The following is a 19,671-nucleotide window of genomic DNA, read 5'->3' on the forward strand; positions in this document are numbered from 1 at the left end:
GGCGCGCCATTTTCCGCGCCCGCGGCGGGCCGCCACTGCCCACGGCCGGCCGCGGGCGGTACCCTGTCAGGACCGCCCGGCAGTGTGGCGGGTCGCGCGAACCGCACGGACGGCCCGATGGTCACCTCCAACAGCTACCTCGACATCTTCCTGGCGCTGGTGCTGTCCACCACCGTCATGCCCGTCCCGGAGGAGCTCCCGGTGATCATGGCCGGGGTGCTGTGCGGCCACTCCGACTCGGACTTCGCCACCGACCGCGACAACCCGGCCCGAATCCGGTGGTGGCTCATGCTGCCGACCGTCATCATCGGCGCGGTCATCGGCGACGTGGTGCTGTACACGATCGGCCGGAAGTGGGGGAAGCGGATCCTCCGCACCGGGTGGGTCGAGCGGCGGCTCCTGACCCCGGAGAAGCGGGCCACGATCGAGCAGGGGTTCAAGGACCACGGGGTCAAGATCCTCCTCGGGGTCCGCCTGCTCCCCGGGATCCGCGGGTGGGTGTTCATCGTCGCCGGGAGCGTCCGGCTCCCGTTCTGGCAGTTCGTCCTCGCCGACGGGATCTACGCGATCCCGCTCGTGAACCTGATGTTCTGGACCGCGTACTGGGCCACGGACCAGATCATGGTGCTGGTCAACGAGGTGAACACGTACAAGTCGCTGGTGATGAGCCACCTGCTGGCCGCGGTCGCCGGGGCGCTCATCTACAAGTACCTGCTGTCCCGCCACGTCCCGACCGGCGACGCCCAGGTGCCCGCGATCATCGCCAAGCCGGCCCACGCGATCGAGAACGCGATCGAGTCGGTCGCCGAAGCGGTGACCGGCCGGCACCATCACGACCGGTCCCCCGCCCCGCCCGCCCCGCCCGCGTCGGACGGCGCGCCCGTGTCCGGTGCCCCGTCCCCCGTCTCGCCCGCCTCGCCGCCCGCCCCGTGACCCACTTCGGGCAGCGCCACCAGCCAGATGTCGGTGTCGGTGCCGCCCAGTTCCAGGCCGACGCCGTGGTGCCGGACGAGTTCCAGCACGGCCAGGAAGATGCCGATCAGCTTCGCCTTGAAGTGCGGCGGCGCGAACACGTCGATGAACCGCACCCGGCCCTCGGCCCGCACCCGGGCGCGGATCTGCTCCTCGTGGACGTGCTGCGGGGTGTCGTCCACCGCGATCGTCGCCGCCTGCAGTGACTGCGTCTCCCGCATGAGCCGGGCGAACGCGCTGACCAGGTCCCACAGTTCGACCGGCTTGACGACCGGCCCGGCCGCGGCGGCGGGCTCGGGCTGTTCCGACCGCGGCACCCGCGTCCCCTGCTCCTCGGCCCGCCCCTCCAGCGCCGCGGCCGCGTCCTTGAACTTGCGGTACTCCAGGAGCTGGCGGACGAGTTCGCGCCGCGGGTCGCCCTGCGGCCCCTCGGCGTCGGCCCCGTCGTCCGAAGGGAGGAGCATCCGGCTCTTGATGTCCATGAGCGTGGCGACCATGACGATGAAGTCGCCCGCGTACTCGATGTCGACGTGCCGCACCGCCTGGACGTGCTCCACGAACCGCTCGGCGATCTGCGCAATGGGGATGTCGAGCACGTCCACCTCGTGCTTGCGGACGAGGTAGAGGAGCAGGTCGAGCGGGCCGTGGTAGGCGTCGAGCGCGACGGTGTAGGACATCGGGGCCACCGGGGGGCGGAGCACGGGCCCGTTGTAGCCCCGAACGGCCGGGCGGCGGTAGCCCAGACCGCCCGGGGCGAAAACGCCGGTGGTTGGGGTTGACCGGTGTTCGGAGGTTGGGCAACAATCCGCGCCGGTCGGGGGTAGTGGGTCACGGATCGACCCCGGCCCCAGCCCCGGGAAGTCAGTCGCCCGCGCTCGAACCAGGGACACGGATGTCGATCTCCACCACGGACGCGCCGAACACCTCCGCCCCCGCGACCACTGCGGCCAAGGCGTGGCCCCTCGCCGCCCTCGGCGCGCTGCTCGTCTGGGCGTACCTGCCGATGCTGAGCGTGTTCTCCGACAAGTGGCTCAACGACCCACAGTACTCGCACGGCCTCCTCGTGCCGTTCTTCTCCGCGTACCTGATCCGCCGCGCGTGGCGGGCCGGCGGGTACACCCCGAGGCCCCTGCCGGTCATCGGGGCCGTGCTCCTCGTCGCGGCCCTCGGGATGCGAGCCGTCGCCGGGAGCATGCTGTTCCACCAACTCGACGCGGCCTCGCTGCTCCTGTCGATCACCGCCGTGGTCCTGGCCGCGGGCGGGTGGCCGCTCCTGAAGCGGACCGGCCCGGCGATCGGGTTCCTCGTGTTCATGGTCCCGCTCCCGTACGAGCTGGAGCGGAACGTCGGCCAGCCGCTCAAGACGACCGCGACCGTGTGCAGCACGTTCTTCCTCCAGACGCTCGGGCAGCCGGCGCTGCGGGACGGGAACCTGATCCTGATCGACGAGGTCCGCCTCGGGGTCGTGGACGCGTGCAGCGGGCTGAAGATGCTCATGACGTTCGCCGCGTTCTCGATCGGCGCGGTCGTGATGATGGACCGGACGCGGTTCGAGAAGTTCATGATCGTCCTCGGCATCGTCCCCATCGCGGTCGCCGCGAACGTGCTGCGGATCACCGCCACCGGGATGAGCTACGTCGTGTTCACGAACAAGGCGACGACCGAGTTCCTGCACGACTTCCACGGGTGGCTCATGATGCCGGTCGGGCTCGCCCTGCTGGCGCTGGAACTGTGGGTGCTCACCCGGCTGGTGGTCGCCCCCGAGCCGCCCAGCGGCCCCCCGGCGCCGGTGCCGCCGCCGGTCCCCGGCCCGGCCCGGGTCCGCGTCGCCGACCGCGGGCTGAGCCCCGTGCCGGCCTGACGCCCCGCACCGCCCTCGCTCGAACTACGGTTTCGTTCCCTGAATGGACTCGGGTACGGACATGCCTCCACACACGCACGCGACCCCGGCGACCGGCACCCCCGCCGCGCCCCCACGGCCCGCCGCCCCGCGGCCCGCCCCCGGCAAGGCCGGCCCGCGGCCCGAGGAGGCCAACGGGCTCCGGGTGCTGACGTACCTCCGGCTCCACTGGCTCATGATCGTGTTCTGCGGCGCCCTCATCGGCGGCGGTGGCGCGTTCGCCGCCTGGGAGCTGCTCGCCAGCAAGTTCGAGTCGTACGCGCTGTTCCAGGTGCAGTCGGTCCCGCCGACGGTCGCCAACGCGAACAGCCCGAACCAGGCCCGGACCGACTTCGTGACGTACCTGAAGACGACGTCGGCCCTCATCAAGTCCGAGTTCGTCCTCAACGCCGCGCTCCGGGACATCAAGGACCTGCCCACGATCAAGGCCCAGAAGGACCCGATCAAGTTCCTCGACGAGGAACTGCTGGTGAGCTGGCAGGACGGGTCCGAGGTGATCCGGGTCACGTTCAAGAGCCACGAGCCGGCCGACGCCAAGAAGATCGTGGACGCGGTCCAGGCCGCGTTCATGAAGGAGGTCGTGCAGAAGGACGTGCAGGAGAAGCGGCTGTTCGTGGCGCAGATCGAAGAGGCGATGACGGACATGAAGAAGCAACTGGAGCGGTTTGCCGCGCCGCGGCCGAAGGCCGACGGGGTGAGGCCGGCCAGCGGCACCGACGTGCCGAACCTGTTGCCGAACAACGCGGCCCAGCCGCCCGCCCAGTTGCCGCCGCTGGCCCCGCAGGGCGGCGTCGTGCCAGTCGTGCCCGTGGCCCCGGTGCCGCTGGACCCGTCGAAGGTGGACCCGCGGGCGCTGATGGGCAAGGTCGAGTCGCTCCGCGGCGAACTGGAGCGGCTCCCGCTGAACATCAACGACAACAAGCGGCGGCTCGCCGTCCTCCAGCAGAAGATGGACGGGATCAAGGACGCGCCGGTCCCGCAGGGGGCGCTCGACGCCGCGGACAAGGACCAGGACGTCATCACGCAGATCCTGCACGCCCAGGCGGCCCGCAACAAGTACGAGTTCCACGCCCGCGCCGGCGAAACCCACGCCCCGGGCGTGGTCGCGCTCAAGCAGGCCTGGGACGCGCACGAGGCGAGGCTCAGGGACCTCCGGAAGGAGAAGGCGGCCGCCCTCGACGGGAACCGCCGCGTCGCCGAGGCCCAGAAGCTCGCCGCCGAGATGGAGGAGGTGATCCGCACCCTCCAGCGGCACCAGGAGCAGTTCGACGTGGTGAAGGCGCTGCTCGGCCGGGCCGAGACGCAGCTCGCGGCCCTGCCCCCGCCCGGCGACAAGATCGTGACCATCGGGGGCCGCGAGGTCGCCGGGTACACGCCCGAGAACAGCCAGACCGAGAGCACCGACAGCATCTACCGGCGGCTCGTGATGCAGTACTACACGACCCAGATGGAGCTGAACTCGCCGACCCGGGTGCGGGTGCTCCAGCAGGGGTCGAGCCCGACCCAGAAGGACATGAAGAAGCAGGTCCTGGGCACGGTCGCGGCCGCGCTCATGGGGTTCGGCCTGATGGCCCTGGGCGCGGTCGGGTTCGAGACCGTGTCCAAGCGGGTCAGCTCGCTGGCCGACGTGAAGGCGGCCACACCGCTGCCGGTCGTCGGGGTGGTCCCGTGCCGGCCCGAGGAGGCCGGGGGCCGCGACGCGAGCAAGCGGACGGCCGCGACCGAGGCCCTCGACCGGCTCCGGGCGCACGTGTCGCAGGCGTGGCTGGCCCGGGGCGCGACGACCGTGGCCGTCACCAGCCCGATCGGGGAAGAGGGGAAGGCGTTCACCGCGTTCGGCCTCGCCAGCAGTCTGGCCCAGAGCGGGTACAAGACGCTCCTCGTGGACTTCGACCTCCGCGACCCGCAGCTCCACACGTTCGCCGGGGTGCCCAACGCGGCCGGGGTGTGCGAGCACCTGCGGGGCGAGATCGACCTCGCCACCGGGGTCCAGCACCTGCCCAGCGGGCTCCACTTCCTGCCGGCCGGGAAGTGGTCCGACGAGGCCCGCCGGGCCGCCACCGGCGAGCAGCTCCAGAACCTCGTGGAGCGGTTCCGCGCCCCCTACGACTGCGTCGTGATCCACGGCCACGCGCTGCTGACCGCGGCCGAGTCGGTCGAGGTCGCCCGGCGGTGCGAGGTGGTGCTCGTGTGCGCCCTGTACCGCGAGACGACGTCGCCGCTGCTCAAGCGGGCCGCCGAGCGGGTGGCGACCATGGAGATCCCGTACTCCGGCGTCGTGTACGTCGGGGCCACCGCCCAGGAAGCACTGTGCTGAGCACCGCCCACGCCCGTAGAGGAGACACCATGCTGAAGACTCCGATGTTCCTCGTCGCCGCGGTGCTGGTCGCCGGGGCCGCCCTGGTCCACGGCGCGGTCACCCAGCGGTGGGGCGTGTTCGCCCCGAACCCCGCGCTGACCGAGCGGCTGCACGCCCTGGAGGTGCGGCACACCGACTGGCAGCCGACCGACGTGCCGACCGAGATGCCCACCAACGAGCGGAGCACCGCGACCTCGCGGCGGTACGTCTCGGCCGGGGGCGGGCAGTCGTGCGTCACCACGCTCATCAGCGGCATCCCCGGGTCGGTCTCGACGCACACCCCCGACGTGTGCTACGTGGGGAGCGGGTACAAGGCCCTCCGCGGGCCGAAGAAGGAGACGTTCGAGATCCCCGGGGGCGGGACCGCCGAGTTCTACACCGCGGACTTCGAGAAGAAGACGCAGACCAAGGTGGACCGGGTCCGCATCCGGTGGGCGTGGAGCACCAGCGGCACCTGGGTCGCCCCGGACAACCCGCGGTGGCAGTTCGCGAAGCAACTGAACGCCGTGCCGGTGCTGTTCAAGCTGTACCTGTCCACGCCGCTCGCCGACGACCCCGGCGACGGCCGCCCGCCCGAGGACGACGCCCCGACCCGGGCGTTCCTGGCCGCCGCGTGGGGCCAGTTCTCCGCCGCGTTCGGCGGCGGCAAGTGACCGTTCCGAGACTTGATCCCCGCGCCCCCAAGTATGGCTTTCGCCCCTGAGGACCGCGTTCAATGTACCAGCGCACGTCCCGGATTGCCGGGCTGGTGACCACGAGGCCAGCGTTGCGAACCCCCGCACCCACCCGCCGCCGGTCCGTCCCGGCCCCGCTCGCCCCGGCCCTCCCGACCCGGTCGGCGGTCGGGGAGCGGGCGCAGGCGGCCGCCGACCTGGTGCTCGCCGGCGCCATGGCCGTCGTCCTGCTGCCCGTCGTGCTGGCGTGCGTCGCCCTGGTGCGGCTCACGTCCCGCGGGCCGGCGATCTACAGCCAGACCCGCGTCGGCAAGAACGGCCGCGTGTTCACGCTGTACAAGATCCGCAGCATGTACCACGACTGCGAGCGGCTGTCCGGCCCCAAGTGGAGCACCCCGGGCGACACCCGGATCACCCCGCTCGGCCGCGTCTACCGCAAGCTCCACCTGGACGAGCTCCCGCAACTGTGGAACGTCCTGCGGGGCGACATGAGCCTGATCGGCCCGCGGCCCGAGCGGCCCGAGATCGTCGCCAAGCTCCGCGAGGCGGTCCCGGGGTACGACCGCCGGCACCAGGTGAAGCCGGGGATCACCGGGTTCGCGCAGGTCCACCTGCCGCCCGACACGTGCCTGCGGAGCGTCAAGAACAAGGTCGCCTACGACCTGTTCTACATTCGCCACGCCTCGGTCCCGCTCGCGCTGTTCGTCCTGTTCGCCACCGGGCTGAAGCTGCTCGGCCTCAAGAAGCTGTACCAGCGCAAGCCCCGCGTCCCCACAGAGTGAACGACACCAAACGAAGCGATGGCACGCGGATGACACGGATGAAGGGGATCAGACGAGATCGCACTCAGAAGAAATGTGCTCTTGTCTGATCGGTCTTCGATCCCGCTTCCGTCTTCTTCATCCGCGTTCCATTGCTTCTCTGCGGAACCGCACACATGCCATCCGTCTCAGTCATCGTGCCCGTGCGGAACGAGGCGCGGTCCATCGAGCGCACCCTGCGGCTGCTGCTCACCCAGGACTTCCCGCGGGACCGGTACGAGGTGATCGTCGCCGACGGGTTCTCGACCGACGCGACGGTGCCCGTCGTCCGCCGGCTCCAGGGCGAGTTCGACAACCTCAAGCTCGTGTACAACCCGGCCCGGTTCGCGTCGGCCGGGCGGAACACCGCGGTCCGCCACGCCACCAAGGACGTCGTCGTCGTCGTGGACGGCCACTGCCACGTCCCGGACCGCGACTACCTGAAGAACCTGGCCGCGGCGTTCGAGGCGAGCGGGGCCGACTGCCTCGGCCGCCCGCAGCCGCTCGACGTGCCCGAGCCGACGCCGTTCCAGCAGGCCGTCTCCGCGGCGCGCAGCAGCCGCCTCGGCCACAACCCCGGCTCCGACATCTTCTCCGACCAGCCGAAGTTCGTGACGCCGCAGAGCACCGCCGTCGCGTACCGCCGCACCGTGCTGCACCGCATCGGCCTGTTCGACGAGGCGTTCGACGCCTGCGAGGACGTCGAGTTCAACGAGCGGGTCCACCAGGCGGGGCTGACGTGCTACTTCGCGCCGAAGGCGAAGATCGTGTACGAGCCGCGGTCGCACTTCCGGGCGCTGTTCTACCAGCTCTCGCGGTACGGCCTGGGCCGGGCGCGGCTCGCGTTCAAGCACCCGCACTCGCTCACCGTCCCGGCGCTGGTGCCGCCGCTGTTCGCCGCGTTCGCGCTCTTCGGGGGCCTGCTCGGGCTGGTCGTTCCGGCGGCCGGCGCGGCGTGGGCCGCGAGCCTGTGCCTCTACGCCGCGGTGCTGCTCGCCGCCGCCGCGGTGCTGGGCCGGGGGAGGCCGCGCGCCGTTGCCGCCCGCGTCCCGGTCGTGTTCGTCGCGGTCCACTTCGGGTTCGCGTGGGGCTTCTGGAAGGAAGTGGGGCGACAGGTGCGGGCGGCTCTCATTGATTTGGCGCGGGTGCGCCACCCCGCGCCGATGAACTCCAACTTCGCCAAATCATCATAATTCTTGCGGACAAATTTGTATCAGATTGATTGGCCTGCTGCGCAACCTGCAAATGTGGCACGTGTTGCGCCAAGTAACGCGGCCGCACGAGCCGGCCGAGCGGAATTGTAACAAACCGGAATCAATCGGCCGATCCGGACCCCGATCGGCTCACTTCGCCGCGGTCATCCGCTCCCAGAGCAGCAGCGACGTGATCGTCTTCGCGTCCCTGATCTCCCCACTCAGGCACATCCGAATCGCCTCGTCGAGCCGCACCGTGACCGCCTGGAGTTGCTCGTCGGCCTCCGGGCGCGGCGCTCCCGCGGTCAGATCCTCGGCGATGAACAGGTGCAGCTTCTCGTTCAGCACGCCCGGCGACGCGTACAGGTAGCCGAGGCTCCGCCACTTCGCTGCGGTGTACCCCGTCTCCTCCGCCAGTTCGCGCTCCGCGCACGTTTGCAGCGGCTCGTCCGGCTCGACGGTCCCCGCCGGCACCTCCCAGAGCGTCTCGTCGATCGTGAACCGGTGGTTGCGGAGCAGGACGACGTGCTCGGCGTCGAGGACGGGCAGGATGACGACCGCGCCGGGGTGGAGCACCACGTCGCGGCGGATCGTCTGACCGTCGGCGGTGGTCGTGGTGTCCACGGCGACGCGGATCTTCCGGCCGACGTGGACGATCTCGCGGGGCATGGGGACTCCCGGCCGAATGGCGAGCGGGGGACGTCAGTCCCCCGCTGGTTGTCGAACGCACCGGGGGACTGACGTCCCCCGCTCGCCCAATTTCTGCTTCAACCGCACGTCACCGCGAGAACGCGGCGGGGCCGTCCTTGTACGCCTTGAACGGCGCGGCGTCGACGGTGACGATCGGCTTGCCGTCGGGGACGCGGCCGGTGAAGGCGTACAGCGTGGTGCCGTTCGGGTCGGCCGGGCCGCCGAGCCGCAGGTGCAGGTGGTGCCCGCCGGCCGCGTTCGCCAGGGTGACCACGAACACCTGCTTCGGGTCGCCCAGCCCGTGCCGCGGGTCCATCGCGGCGTCGCCCGTGTACGAGCGGACCTGGAGCGTGCCCAGCGCGGCGACGAACGCGTTCACCTTGGCCGGGTCGGCGACGTACCCCGGGGTCGGGGCCTTCACCGCCACCCAGGTCCCCTCCTTGTTCTTCTCCAGCACCAGATCCGACGGGGCGCCGAGCTTGTCGCCCCAGCCGACGATCTCGACCCTGGCGACCTCGGCCGGGTTCACCTTGAAGATGGCCCGGTTCCGCAGGTCGGCGCTCGTGAACTTGTCGGGGATGAACTTGGGCAGCGTGAACACCGCCGGCCGGCCCCGCTGCTGGACGTACACGAAGTTCGGGTCGGCCGTCTCCTTGCCGAACTCGTACACCCGCTCCTTGTCGTCGCCCTCGGCCTTGAGCCCGACGGTGACGCGGAGCTTGGTCGCGGTGCCGAGGCCGTACTCGGCGAGCTTCTCGGGGGCCGGGGCCTCGTCCACGAACCGGGTCACGCTCTGGGTGGTCGCGAGGATGTCGAGCAGGTCCTGCACCACCTGCACGTCGGCCTGCTCGCCCTTCTTGTACTGCTGGCCGGCCGCGCCGCGGGCGTCGGCGGCGAACCGGAACACCGGGCCCTTGGCCGAGGCCTCGTCGGCCTTGTCGTCGCGGTCGAGGTCGAAGTTGGCCGCGCCCTGGACGGTGAGCTTCGCCGCGGCGGTGCTGGCGAAGGACTTCAGCGACTTGTCGAGGAAGTCCACCCGCGGCTCGTTCGCGGCCCGGAGCACGTCCACCACCTCGCCGCCCGCGCCGACCTTCACCTTGACCGGCAGCAGGAAGAAGTCGGTCTGGCCCTCGGGGAGGGTCCGCTTCACGTTGACGAGTTCGCCCTCGACCTTGCCGAACACGAGCGTGGTCGGCTTGCCCTTCTCCTTCGGCTCGGCCCTGGGGTCGGCCTTCGCGTCGCCCTTGGGGTCGGCGGCCTCGAACCCGTCGGCCCACACTTTCACGGTCACCGCGCCGGGGCCGAAGTTCGCCTCGTTGCCCGCGGGGAACGACCGGACCGTGCGGCGCTCGGTGAGCGCGTTGACGACCCGCTCGACCTCGGTGAGCGAGGCGACCTGCGGGTCGCCGGCGGCCGGGTTGCCGTACAGCTTCCACGCCCCGAGCGCGCCGCCGAGCTTGCGGAGCTTGACCGCACCGCCGGCGAGGTCGAGCCCGTCGATCCGGGCCTTCTCCGCGGTCAGCAGGTTGCGGTCGCGGAGCGGGTCCGGGTTCTCGACGACCGACACGAGGCCGCTCAGGTCGCCGGCGTTGGCCCGGACCACGCCGGGCTGGCCCTGCACCTGCACCCACCACTTGCTCGCGGGCGGGGGCGTCATCCCGTGCGGGCCGGCCGGGGGGGCCGGCGCGGCCGCCTCCTTCTTGCCGACGAACGCGACCGTCTCGACCTTGTCCTTGTTCGTGAGCCGGACCTCGACGCGGTCCGGGTTGTTCGGGTTCAGCCCGTACTTCTCCAGGTCCTGCGGGGTCGGGCTCTCGACGAAGTCGGCGGCCGAGAGCGCCTGGAGGCTGGTCAGCGCGCCGAGCAGCGGGCGGACGCCGGTGAACGTGCCGGGCGCGGCGGCCGCGTCGCCGGCCGGGTCGGCGTCGCCCCACCCGCTCGGCTCGACGAACTTCCACCCGCGGGGCGACTGCACCAGCGACAGCGTCTTGCCGCGGGCCCTGAGCGTGACGCCGATCACGTCGTCGCCGGCCCCGCGGGCGGCCTCGAACACGGTCTTGGAGCGGAAGTCGCCGGCCCCCTTGGCGAGGTCGGCGGCGAGCCCGCTCTTGTTGGCCTCGCGGAACAGCGGCTCCAGCGCGGCCCGCGGCACCGCCATCGGGCGGCTCGGCCGGGCCGACGTGGTGACGAACACGACCCCCTTGCCCCCGAGCGTCACGTCGCCGAGGCTCACGGTGGACGCCCGGTCGCCCTGCCGCAGCGTGACCCTCAGGCCCGCCGGCTGGAGCTTGGCGTTGGTCAGGTTCGGCATCTGGGCGAACGGGGCCGGCTTGGCCTTGAGCAGCGCGGAAACGACCTCGCCGACCGCGCCCGAGTCGGCGCGGGCCTTGAACGGCTCGACCACGTCCCAGCGGTCCTTGTCCTTGGCGGCCCTGTCGCGGACGAGCTTGAGCTTGCCGCCGCCCTCGCGGTCGAACTCGACGGTGTCGATCTGGTCCGCCTTGGCCCCGGCGAGCTCCTCCAGGATGGTGTCGGTCGGGGGCTTGCCGCCCCCGGTGAACGACACGATCAGGAGCGCGAGCCCCACGACGAAGATCGAGCCGAACAGGACCGCGGTCAGTCGGAAGTTCATGGGTGATCCCGATGGGGCGCGCGGCGGGCGGCCGCGCGGGGCTCCGTTGCGAGAGGCTTACCTGCGGCGGACGAACCACACGGCCGTCCCGAGCCCGACGACCGTGAGGAACGTCAGGGCCAGCGGGAAGTACAGGGCGCGGGTCGTGTCCACCGTCGATGCTTGCGGGAACTGGTACTCGGCGTACTTCTTCCCCTCCATGTCGCTGCCGAAGACCGACGGGCGGTCGCGGAGCCAGTCGAGGGTGACGCCGACGAGCTTGTACGTGAGCGGGGCCGCGTCCGGGGACATCCGCCGGCCGACCGCGTCGGACACGAACTGGGCGTTCCCGTACACCGCGGCGACCGGGGTGCCGGGCGACGGCGGGGCACCCCGACCGGCCGGCGTGGCCCCCTGCGACACCAGCGCGGCCACCGCCCGGCCGCCCTCCATCACGTTCTTGCGGACCTGCACCGCCCGGGTGTTGAGCTGCTCGACCACCCCCTCGATCTGGGCCTCGTCCACCCGGTCGTCTTCGAGCCAGGTGATGCCGTCGGTCACGAGCAGCGGGAGCGGCTGGTAGTCGGCGTTCGGCCCGGCCGCCGCGACCTCCCGGGGCAGTTCGAGCATCACGGCCGGGGACACCTTCATCATGGTAACCGCGACCTCGTTCTTGGCGGCGACGGCGACGTTGGTGATGCCGGCGATGGTCTGCCGGAAGTCCTGGCGGCGGTCCTGCGGGATCGAGTACACGAACTTGTCGCCGAGCCGCACGTTCAGCGTGGCGAGCACGTCCTCCAGGCCGGTCTTCGCCATGCCCTGGTTGTTCGGCCCGGGGGCGGCCCCCGCGAGGACGAGCAGCCGGCCCTTCTTGCCCTTGTCGGTGACGTACTTCTTGATCGCCTCGGCGGCGGCCGGGGCGAGCGGCGAGCGGGGGCCGGCGACCACGACCGCGGCCGCGTCGGCGGGCACCGTCGGGTTCTCGAGCGGGAACGCGAGCGGCCGCACCTCCATGTAGTTCTTCTCGAGGTACGCGCGGAGCCGGGTCGCCTTGCGGTCGTCCGGGGCCTCGGCCGCCGGGTCGATGCTCAGCTCGCCGTTCGACTGCGTGAAGTACACGACCGGCTTGCCGTCGGTGTTGGACAGCGCGACCAGTTCGCGGAACAGCCGCGGCTCGCCCTGGAACACCGGCCGCCGGTCCACAGTGGTCGTGAACTCGGTGTCGGGCACCACGGCGCTCCGCTTCTCGTCCTCGCCGCTCGTCAGCAGCAGCGCCGCGCCGACGTCCACCTTCTCCAGCGTGAGCGACAGTTGCGGGTACTTCCCGACCAGGGTTCGGAGCTCGCTCCGGTTCGCGACCGCGTCGAGGAACTTCACCCGCAGGTTGCCGCGGGACGCGTCCTGGGCGGTCATGAGCAGCTGCCGCATGTCGTCGGTCGCGTGCCGGGTGCCCTCCTCGGCCGTGATGAGGTAGGCGTTCACCGGCTCCTTGAGCCCGGCGAGGAGCTGCTTGGTGCTCTCCGACAGTTCGTAGAACCCGGTCGCGGTGGTGTCGAGCTTGTTCGGCACCTTGGCGGCGACGACGACGTTGAACCCGACGAACGCGACGATCAGGAGCAGGAACGTGAGGAAGAAGTTGGACCCGTACACGATCCGCCGGACGGTCGCGTCGTTCCGCTCCTCGGCGCGGGCCGGCTGGATGGCGACGAACACGAGCCCGACGCCGGTGATGATCGTCATGAGCGGGATCAGCACCCACCGCAGCTCGTCGGTGTCGCTGGTCTCGAGCCACTTGGTGAAGCTGTCGCTCCACCGGTACAGCAGCGCGAGCCCGGTGAGCATGGTCACCGCGCCGAGCCCCTGGCCGACGCCGAGGACGAGGAGCCGGGCCTCGGTCCGCTTCTGCGCGTCGGTCCGGTCGCGGACGTCGCGGGCCGACAGCCACAGCCCCCCGAGCGCCGCGACCAGGAACGCGAGCAGGCACGACATCCACCCCACGTTGAAGTCGCCGCGCTTGAGGTTCGCGGGGTCGCCGGCCGGCTTGGGCAACTCGAACGGGTTGTCCGGGTTGGCCTTCTCGGCGGCCCGGTCCTTGTCGGCCGGCGCGGCCGCGGTGCCGAACGCCTTGAGGGCGAAGAACACGCTGAAGCCGAGGAACACGACGGCGAGCGCGGCGAGCGCGCCGGCGGCCGCGCCCCGCTTGGTGCGGACGAACTCGACGAGGGGCTCGCCGGCCCCTGGGGTGGCGGGCCGAGTCGCGGGCGTCGGTTGGGTCGGGGTCATGGTTCGGCTCGTCTGCTTAGCGTGTCCGGTAGTGGGGGTCGCGCGGCGGGCGGCACCCGGGAACTAGCTCCACTTGCGGGCTTCGAGCACCTTCACGGACAGGAACGTCCAGAACGCCCCGACCGAGGCGAACAGCATCGCGTCCCGGAGCGGGAGCCGGCCCGAGAGCGCCTCGAACCACATGTGGATGAACGACAGCCGCCCGAGGGCCGCCTGCACGGCCGCCGGGAGCCCGAGGTCCAACTGGCCCTGCCGCAACTGGAAGCACTGCCAGAACGCGATCATGCCCACGAACGTGAGGACCGCGGCGATGATCTGGTTCCGCGTGACCGTCGAGAAGAACAGGCCCATCCCGATGAACGCGAGCCCCTGCGTCGCCAGGCACAGGTAGAAGCTCAGCAGCGGGCGGTAGTCGAACGGGACGCCGGTCTCGAGCCGCAGCGAGATCAGGAACAGGCCGAGCGGGAGCCAGCTGATGAGGAAGAACAGCCACGTCGCCAGGAACTTGCTGAGGACGACCGGGGTCTCGTCGACCGGGGCCGTGAGCAGCACCTCGAGGCTCCCGGTCCGCCGCTCCTCGGCCACGAGCCGCATCGTCAGCACCGGCACCTGGAGGAGCAGCGCGAACACCGGGAGGAACGCGAGGAGCAGGATCTGCACGATCGGCTCGGGCATCGGCCCCTCGGCCCGCGCCAGCGCGCTGTAGAACACGCGGTACTGGTTCCACTCGACGAACGCCATGCCGCCGAGGACGAAGTACCCGACGGGGGACAGGAAGTACGACGACAGCTCGCGGCGGGTGAGCGTCACGAACTGGTTGTCGGAGCACATCCCGAGCGAGACGACGAGGTACAGCAGGCCGACGGTCATGAGGATCATGCCGTTGGGGACCAGGAACGCCGACGGCGGGGTGTGGACCGGGTTCACGAACATCGAGGCGACCACCACGCCGCCGCCGATCACCGCGACCGCCGCGGTCGCGCCCTTGAGCCACAGCGGGGCGCGGGTCGCCAGCGCGATCGCCACCGGGACCAGGAACGCGAGCCCGGCGAGGACGCGGAACAGGACGGTCCAGGCGTCGAGCGTGCCGTTGGCGAGCCGGAACGTCGTCGGGCCCTCGTACAGCAGGGTCGGGAACGCGGCCCGGCCGACGGCGTAGCACGCGACCGCGGCCCCGAACGCGCCGAGCGCGAACGCGACCGTGTAGCCCGTGCCCTCGGACGTGTCCACCTGCCCCAGGTACGCGCACAGGAACGCGAGGCCGAGCAGCGCGAGCGTGAGGCCGGGGCCGGTCAGGAAGTCGGGCCGGAACACGCCCGCGGCGACGGACCCGACCGACAGCAGCCCGCCGATCGCCAGCAGCGCCGTGAGGGCCGCGTTGCGGTACAGGTCGTCGGTCTCGTGGCGGCAGAACGGGACCGTGAACAGCAGGCCGATGAGGGCCGTACTCACGCCCCACGGGAGCAGGTAGAACGCGACGGCCTTCTCGGCGGTCGCGTCGCCCATCGGCCCGGGGAGGAACGAGGCGACGAGGCTCACGACGATCCAGAACGCGGCGAACGAGCCGTACATCCGGCGGATCTCTTGCTCGCCGTCGGTCACCGCGTGGTACAGCATGAACGCCAGCCCGACCACGGCGAACAGCAGCCCGAGCCCCTCGGACACCATCCGCGGCCCGAGCGCCTTGGTCGAGATCACCGCGGCCGCGCCGAGCACGAACAGCACGAGGCCGGCGAACCCGATGATCCGCGGGGTCGTGTAGGCGTCGGCCAGCATCGCGGACGGGGCGGTCTCGGCCGACGCGCCGCGGCCGAACGCGCCGAGCGGGATCGGGTCCGTGACCGCCGGCGAAGTCGTCTCGGGTGGCGTTGTGCTCATGGTTGGCAAACGGGTATCGGGAATCGGGGGTCGGGTATCGGTCCGGACAGGTCGGGCCGGGTCGCGGGGTTCCGATCCCCGACCCCCGATTCCCGATACCCGCGTTCAGTTACGCCGCCGGGGTCGTTGCCGGTTCGGTCACCGCGGCCGGGTCCGCCTCGCGGAGCACGACGGCCGAGAACAGGTCGTCGAGGCTGACCCGCCGGGACTCGAGCCGGCGGACGCCCCACCCGCGGCCGACGAGCCGCTTGGCGAGGTCCTCGCGGACGTCCTTCCGCGGGTCGCGGGCCTTGATCTCGAACGTGGTCAGGTCGCCGTCGGTGGTGCCCTTGGCCGCGACCGACAGCACCTCCGGTTGGTCCTGGAGGAACCTGAGGACGGCCTCGCCCGGCCCGCGGACCTCGGCGACCACCGTGGGCTCGCGGTCCGAGATCGACTTGAGCGTGTCGTCGAACTTGATCCGGCCCTTGTTGACGATGATGACCCGGTCGCACACCTTCTCGACTTCGCTGAGGATGTGCGTCGACAGCAGGACGGTGTGGTCGCCGCCGAGTTCCCGGATCGTGTTGAGCGTCTCGTTGATCTGGACCGGGTCGAGGCCGCTGGTGGGCTCGTCGAGGATCAGGATCGGCGGGTTCGCGAGCATCGCGTCGGCGAGCCCGACCCGCTGCCGGTACCCCTTCGAGAGCGTGGCGAGGAGCCGGTTCTGCACCTCCTTGATGCGGCACCGATCCAGGCAGTACGCGATCCGGGCGCTGCGGCCGTGCCGGTCCACGCCCTTGAGCTGCGCCCGGTACGTCAGGTACTCGCGGACCCGCATCTCGGGGTACACCGGCACGTTCTCGGGCAGGTACCCGATCCGCTTGCGGACCTCCATCGACTCGTACATCACGTCGTACCCGGCGAGGCGGGCGTACCCGCTCGACGCCGGCTGCCACGTCGTGAGGATCCGCATCGAGGTGGACTTGCCGGCCCCGTTCGGGCCGAGGAACCCGACCAGTTCGCCGGGCTGCACCTGGAACGAGATGTCGTTGACGGCCAGGACCGGGCCGTAGCTCTTCGTCAGGTTCTGGACGTCGATCGCGGGCGTCGCCATAGTGGTGAGACCGGGGGTTCACGCGGACCGGACCGTCGAGTTGGACGCAGGCAGATGATATGACGCCGGCCGGGGCCGACAAGTTGGTACAATCGGGTAACTTGCCCGAATCGTCCGAGGTTTGACGATGCCGCTCCTCGACCACTTCCACCCCCCGCTGTTCCCCCGGCGGCACTGGGAATCGTTCCACGTCACCTGGGCCGGGGCCATCGCCGACGCGCTCAACGAGGGGCTCCTCCCCGACGGCTATTTCGCTGAAGAACACGCCCACGCCGGTGCCCGCGTCGAGATCGACGTCGCGACCTTCGCGGACGATTCGGCGCCCGCATCTGCGGGTTCGGTCGCCACGCAAACCTACGCGCCGCCGGCCCCGGCGCTGACGATCCCGGCCGCGTTCCCGGACGAGTTCGCGGTCCGCGTGTACGAGGCCGAGGGCGGCGCGCGGCTCGTCGCGGCGGTGGAACTGGTGAGCCCGGCGAACAAGGACCGCGGGTCGCACCGGGCCGCGTTCGCGAACAAGTGCGCCGGCTACCTCGCACAGGGCGTCGCGCTGGTGGTCGTGGACGTGGTCACGAGTCGCTCGGCCGACCTGCACGGCGACGTCCTGCGGTTGCTCGGCTGGAGCGCCGCCCCGGGCCTCCCCGCGGGCACCGACCTGTACGCGGTCGCCTACCGCCCGGTGGTTCGCGACGGCACCGGCCGGGTCGAGGCGTGGCCGGTCCCGCTCGCCGTCGGGCGCGACCTGCCGACGCTGCCGCTCGCACTCTCGGCCGAGCTGTGCCTGCCGGTCGACTTGGAAGCGACGTACGCCGCCGCTTGCTCGCGCCGCCGGCTGGGGTGAGGAACTGAGGCGCGATCGGTCGGTTCCCCCGGCGGCGGAACATCAGCTCATCGGAGGTTGTGTATGATGGAAGCCGTTTTCGAGGTTGTCACCGGACTCACCGGGCATTTACTTCTCTGGGCGCTGACGCTGGGCCGGTGGGACATCTCGAACGGGCGGGACACCGCGGCCACCGTCGTGGGACTGCTATTCTGGGTCGTGATCGGGGTCGGAGTGTGGTTCGCGTTCTTTCGGTAACACCGAGACGTGCTTGCCCGCGGGACGCTCGTCGCGTGCCGGGGCCGTCGCCGACGCGCTCTTTTGCAGCCCCGGAGGGGCGACCGACGGTAGCCAGGGGTGGAGCGAGTCCTCGAGCGCAACCCCTGGTCCGGGGTGATCCGCGTCGCACCGGCGACCAGGGGTTTGCCCGCACAGCGGGCCGCACCCCTGGCTACCCTCGGTCGCCCCTCCGGGGCGGCAGCGGCCCGATCAGAGCCGCCCATTTCCCCCCGAATACGGCCCCCGCTCCTTCCGTCATCATCACTGCCGGGGTAAACTTTCAGAGACACCCGCCCGCCGGAGCTGCCACATTATGTTCCGCCTCACCGGCTGCGTCGCCTCGCTGCTGATCGTCGCGCCGCTCGCGTTCGCCAAGGCCCCCCCGGTCGCTGTCGCGCCGGCGCCCACTCCGGTCGCTGACGCTCCCGGCTCGCTCAGGAAGATGCCGCTCACCGGGCTCGCGCCGGCCAGGCCGATGTTCGACGCGTGCGTGTACCGCTACGGCGTCGGGACCGCGAACAGGGAGTGCCAGGCGTTCGTCGACCAGGCGCTCGGAATGTACTACTCGTACGTCTGGATCGAGGCGGCCCGCGCCGCCGAGACCGCCGTCACGCTCGACCCCGAGTGCGCCTACGCCTGGCTCGTCCTGCACCGCTCGCTGGAGAAGTGTGGCAAGGGCGCGATCGCGCCGAAGGTCGGCGGGCTCGCCGGGGTGCTGGGCGCGGCCGGGTTCGCGACGCTCCCCGACAGGATGACGAAGTCGCCGCTCGACCTCTCGCTGGAGGCGGCCCGCAAGCTCATGCCCCGCGCCGGGCACCGCGAGCAGTTGCTCATCCAGGCCCGGCTCCAGGAAAAGGGCATGTGGCCGAACACCGGCCCGGACGAGCGGAAGAAGAAGGCGCAGCAGACGCTCGACGAGCTGCTCACGCTGTACGAGGACGACGGCGAGGGCTGGTTCTGGCGCGCCCAGATCGCGGCCGGCGACGGCCCGCACGCCCGCGCCCCGTTCTACAAGGCGCTGCTCAAGGTGAACCCGCTGCACCCCGGCGCGAACCACGAACTGGTTCACTTCTTCGAGGAGATCCGCCGGCCGGCGCTCGGGTGGCCGTTCGCCGAGAACTACCTCAAGTCGTCGCCCGGTATCCCGCACGCCTTCCACATGCAGGCGCACCTCGCCACGCGGATCGGCAAGTGGGGGCCGACGACCGACTGGTCCGCGAAGGCGGTCGAACTCCAGGCGGCCTACCACAAGTACCAGGGCGTGACGCCGGGCGAGGACCACCAGTTCACGCACCACATGGAGATCCTGACCCGCAGCCTCGTCCACGACGGCCGGTTCGCCGAGGCCCGGGAACTCAAGGCGAAGGCCGAGGGGTACAAGTTCAACTTCAAGGCCGAGTGGTTCCGCATGGCGCTGGCCGAGCGGAACTGGGCCGAGTGCCAGAAGCAGGTCGACCAGTTCCGCAAGACCGACAAGGCCAGCGGGGCGTACTTCGCCGCGAGCGCGTGCCTGGCCCGCGGCGAGACCGAGCAGGCCGGCCGCGAGGTGGACACGCTGCGGTCGCTCCAGCAGTCCAAGAAGAACGACAAGTCGCTGGAGCGGCGGCTGTGGGAGGTGCAGGGCCGGTACCTGTGCCAGAAGGGCGACGGCGAGGCCGGGCTGAAGCTGCTCAAGAAGCTCGTGGACGCGACCAAGAACGACTTCGGGCACCACGCCTGGGGCAACGGGGCGGTGCACATGGAGTCGTGGGGCGTCGGCGCACTCGAAGCCGGGAACGCCGAGGCCGCCGAGGAGGCGTTCCAGGAGGCGCTGGCGCACGACGCCGGGAGCGTCCGCGGGGCGCTCGGGCTGTGGGCGCTGTGCGACCGGCTCGGCCGCACCGACGAGGCCGCAGGCTACCTCAAGGTGGCGCAGCGGGTGTGGGCGCGGGCCGCCCCGAAGGACTTCGAGGCGCTCAAGGCCGACATGGCCCGCCGCGCCGCCAAGGTCGTGACGTCGATGGCCGACACGTCGGCGACCTCCGCCGAGGGCGAAGACGCGAAGTGATACCATTCGACACCGGCGAGCCGGGAGCGTGAGCGACCGGAGAAAGCACCTCCGGTCGCTCACGCTCCC

Annotated in this window: 15 protein-coding genes; 9 read left to right on the forward strand and 6 right to left on the reverse strand. The window is 71.2% G+C overall.

Annotated elements, in window-relative coordinates:
• The first annotated feature begins 117 nt into the window (after positions 1-117).
• Positions 118-933, forward strand: a complete 816-nt coding sequence (locus ACTIGN_RS32185; RefSeq protein WP_439631700.1) for a DedA family protein — start codon at positions 118-120, stop codon at positions 931-933.
• Here ACTIGN_RS32185 and ACTIGN_RS32190 read toward each other — a convergent pair.
• Entirely contained in the window at positions 831-1,649 is an 819-nt protein-coding gene (locus tag ACTIGN_RS32190) for a segregation and condensation protein A (RefSeq protein WP_439631702.1), read from the reverse strand. The two genes, ACTIGN_RS32185 and ACTIGN_RS32190, sit on opposite strands and share 103 nt — an antisense overlap.
• A 215-nt stretch (positions 1,650-1,864) precedes the next feature.
• Here ACTIGN_RS32190 and ACTIGN_RS32195 point away from each other — a divergent pair, with 215 nt between their 5' ends.
• The 5 genes from ACTIGN_RS32195 to ACTIGN_RS32215 all read left to right on the forward strand — a co-directional run bounded on the left by ACTIGN_RS32195 (position 1,865) and on the right by ACTIGN_RS32215 (position 7,898).
• Positions 1,865-2,833 carry an exosortase/archaeosortase family protein gene (locus tag ACTIGN_RS32195; RefSeq protein WP_439631704.1) on the forward strand — a complete coding sequence of 323 codons (969 nt, stop codon included), beginning with the start codon at positions 1,865-1,867 and terminating at the stop codon, positions 2,831-2,833.
• A gap of 61 nt (positions 2,834-2,894) precedes the next feature.
• Positions 2,895-5,189, forward strand: coding sequence for a hypothetical protein (locus ACTIGN_RS32200; protein WP_439631706.1), 2,295 nt, complete (start codon positions 2,895-2,897; stop codon positions 5,187-5,189).
• Positions 5,190-5,218: 29 nt separating this feature from the next.
• On the forward strand, positions 5,219-5,884 hold the full coding sequence (locus tag ACTIGN_RS32205; RefSeq protein WP_439631708.1) for a hypothetical protein: 666 nt from the start codon (positions 5,219-5,221) through the stop codon (positions 5,882-5,884).
• Between the two features lie 113 nt (positions 5,885-5,997).
• Positions 5,998-6,687: a sugar transferase gene (locus ACTIGN_RS32210; RefSeq protein ID WP_439631710.1), complete on the forward strand. Its 690-nt coding sequence runs from the start codon at positions 5,998-6,000 to the stop codon at positions 6,685-6,687.
• A gap of 155 nt (positions 6,688-6,842) precedes the next feature.
• Positions 6,843-7,898 carry a glycosyltransferase family 2 protein gene (locus ACTIGN_RS32215; RefSeq protein WP_439631712.1) on the forward strand — a complete coding sequence of 352 codons (1,056 nt, stop codon included), beginning with the start codon at positions 6,843-6,845 and terminating at the stop codon, positions 7,896-7,898.
• Positions 7,899-8,048: 150 nt separating this feature from the next.
• Here ACTIGN_RS32215 and ACTIGN_RS32220 read toward each other — a convergent pair whose 3' ends face one another.
• The 5 genes from ACTIGN_RS32220 to ACTIGN_RS32240 form a co-directional block, all read right to left on the reverse strand.
• Positions 8,049-8,567, reverse strand: coding sequence for an NUDIX hydrolase (locus tag ACTIGN_RS32220; protein ID WP_439631714.1), 519 nt, complete (start codon positions 8,565-8,567; stop codon positions 8,049-8,051).
• A 109-nt stretch (positions 8,568-8,676) separates the two neighbouring features.
• On the reverse strand, positions 8,677-11,220 hold the full coding sequence (locus ACTIGN_RS32225) for a DUF4340 domain-containing protein (protein WP_439631716.1): 2,544 nt from the start codon (positions 11,218-11,220) through the stop codon (positions 8,677-8,679).
• 57 nt (positions 11,221-11,277) lie between these two features.
• A complete protein-coding gene (locus tag ACTIGN_RS32230; RefSeq protein ID WP_439631717.1) occupies positions 11,278-13,482 on the reverse strand; it encodes a Gldg family protein in 2,205 nt (734 codons plus the stop codon).
• Positions 13,483-13,545: 63 nt separating this feature from the next.
• Entirely contained in the window at positions 13,546-15,360 is a 1,815-nt protein-coding gene (locus tag ACTIGN_RS32235) for an ABC transporter permease (RefSeq protein ID WP_439631719.1), read from the reverse strand.
• Between the two features lie 109 nt (positions 15,361-15,469).
• A complete protein-coding gene (locus ACTIGN_RS32240; protein WP_439631721.1) occupies positions 15,470-16,456 on the reverse strand; it encodes an ABC transporter ATP-binding protein in 987 nt (328 codons plus the stop codon).
• A 127-nt stretch (positions 16,457-16,583) separates the two neighbouring features.
• Here ACTIGN_RS32240 and ACTIGN_RS32245 point away from each other — a divergent pair, with 127 nt between their 5' ends.
• From ACTIGN_RS32245 to ACTIGN_RS32255, 3 genes are all read left to right on the forward strand, one after another.
• Positions 16,584-17,297 (forward strand): DUF4058 family protein, encoded by a 714-nt coding sequence (locus ACTIGN_RS32245; protein ID WP_439631723.1) that lies wholly within the window; start codon positions 16,584-16,586, stop codon positions 17,295-17,297.
• Positions 17,298-17,360: 63 nt separating this feature from the next.
• Positions 17,361-17,534 carry a hypothetical protein gene (locus ACTIGN_RS32250; protein WP_439631725.1) on the forward strand — a complete coding sequence of 58 codons (174 nt, stop codon included), beginning with the start codon at positions 17,361-17,363 and terminating at the stop codon, positions 17,532-17,534.
• A 334-nt stretch (positions 17,535-17,868) separates the two neighbouring features.
• Positions 17,869-19,602, forward strand: coding sequence for a tetratricopeptide repeat protein (locus ACTIGN_RS32255; RefSeq protein WP_439631726.1), 1,734 nt, complete (start codon positions 17,869-17,871; stop codon positions 19,600-19,602).
• Positions 19,603-19,671 lie beyond the last annotated feature (69 nt).

The organism is Gemmata sp., from assembly GCF_051859125.1.
GTDB lineage: Bacteria > Planctomycetota > Planctomycetia > Gemmatales > Gemmataceae > Gemmata.

Excerpts from the sequence above, each read along its gene's own strand:
- ACTIGN_RS32185 (WP_439631700.1), top strand. The coding sequence starts at position 118 with ATGGTCACCTCCAACAGCTACCTCGACATCTTCCTGGCGCTGGTGCTG.
- ACTIGN_RS32190 (WP_439631702.1), bottom strand. The coding sequence starts at position 1,649 with ATGTCCTACACCGTCGCGCTCGACGCCTACCACGGCCCGCTCGACCTG.
- ACTIGN_RS32195 (WP_439631704.1), top strand. The coding sequence starts at position 1,865 with ATGTCGATCTCCACCACGGACGCGCCGAACACCTCCGCCCCCGCGACC.
- ACTIGN_RS32200 (WP_439631706.1), top strand. The coding sequence starts at position 2,895 with ATGCCTCCACACACGCACGCGACCCCGGCGACCGGCACCCCCGCCGCG.
- ACTIGN_RS32205 (WP_439631708.1), top strand. The coding sequence starts at position 5,219 with ATGCTGAAGACTCCGATGTTCCTCGTCGCCGCGGTGCTGGTCGCCGGG.
- ACTIGN_RS32215 (WP_439631712.1), top strand. The coding sequence starts at position 6,843 with ATGCCATCCGTCTCAGTCATCGTGCCCGTGCGGAACGAGGCGCGGTCC.
- ACTIGN_RS32220 (WP_439631714.1), bottom strand. The coding sequence starts at position 8,567 with ATGCCCCGCGAGATCGTCCACGTCGGCCGGAAGATCCGCGTCGCCGTG.
- ACTIGN_RS32225 (WP_439631716.1), bottom strand. The coding sequence starts at position 11,220 with ATGAACTTCCGACTGACCGCGGTCCTGTTCGGCTCGATCTTCGTCGTG.
- ACTIGN_RS32230 (WP_439631717.1), bottom strand. The coding sequence starts at position 13,482 with ATGACCCCGACCCAACCGACGCCCGCGACTCGGCCCGCCACCCCAGGG.
- ACTIGN_RS32235 (WP_439631719.1), bottom strand. The coding sequence starts at position 15,360 with ATGAGCACAACGCCACCCGAGACGACTTCGCCGGCGGTCACGGACCCG.
- ACTIGN_RS32240 (WP_439631721.1), bottom strand. The coding sequence starts at position 16,456 with ATGGCGACGCCCGCGATCGACGTCCAGAACCTGACGAAGAGCTACGGC.
- ACTIGN_RS32245 (WP_439631723.1), top strand. The coding sequence starts at position 16,584 with ATGCCGCTCCTCGACCACTTCCACCCCCCGCTGTTCCCCCGGCGGCAC.
- ACTIGN_RS32250 (WP_439631725.1), top strand. The coding sequence starts at position 17,361 with ATGATGGAAGCCGTTTTCGAGGTTGTCACCGGACTCACCGGGCATTTA.
- ACTIGN_RS32255 (WP_439631726.1), top strand. The coding sequence starts at position 17,869 with ATGTTCCGCCTCACCGGCTGCGTCGCCTCGCTGCTGATCGTCGCGCCG.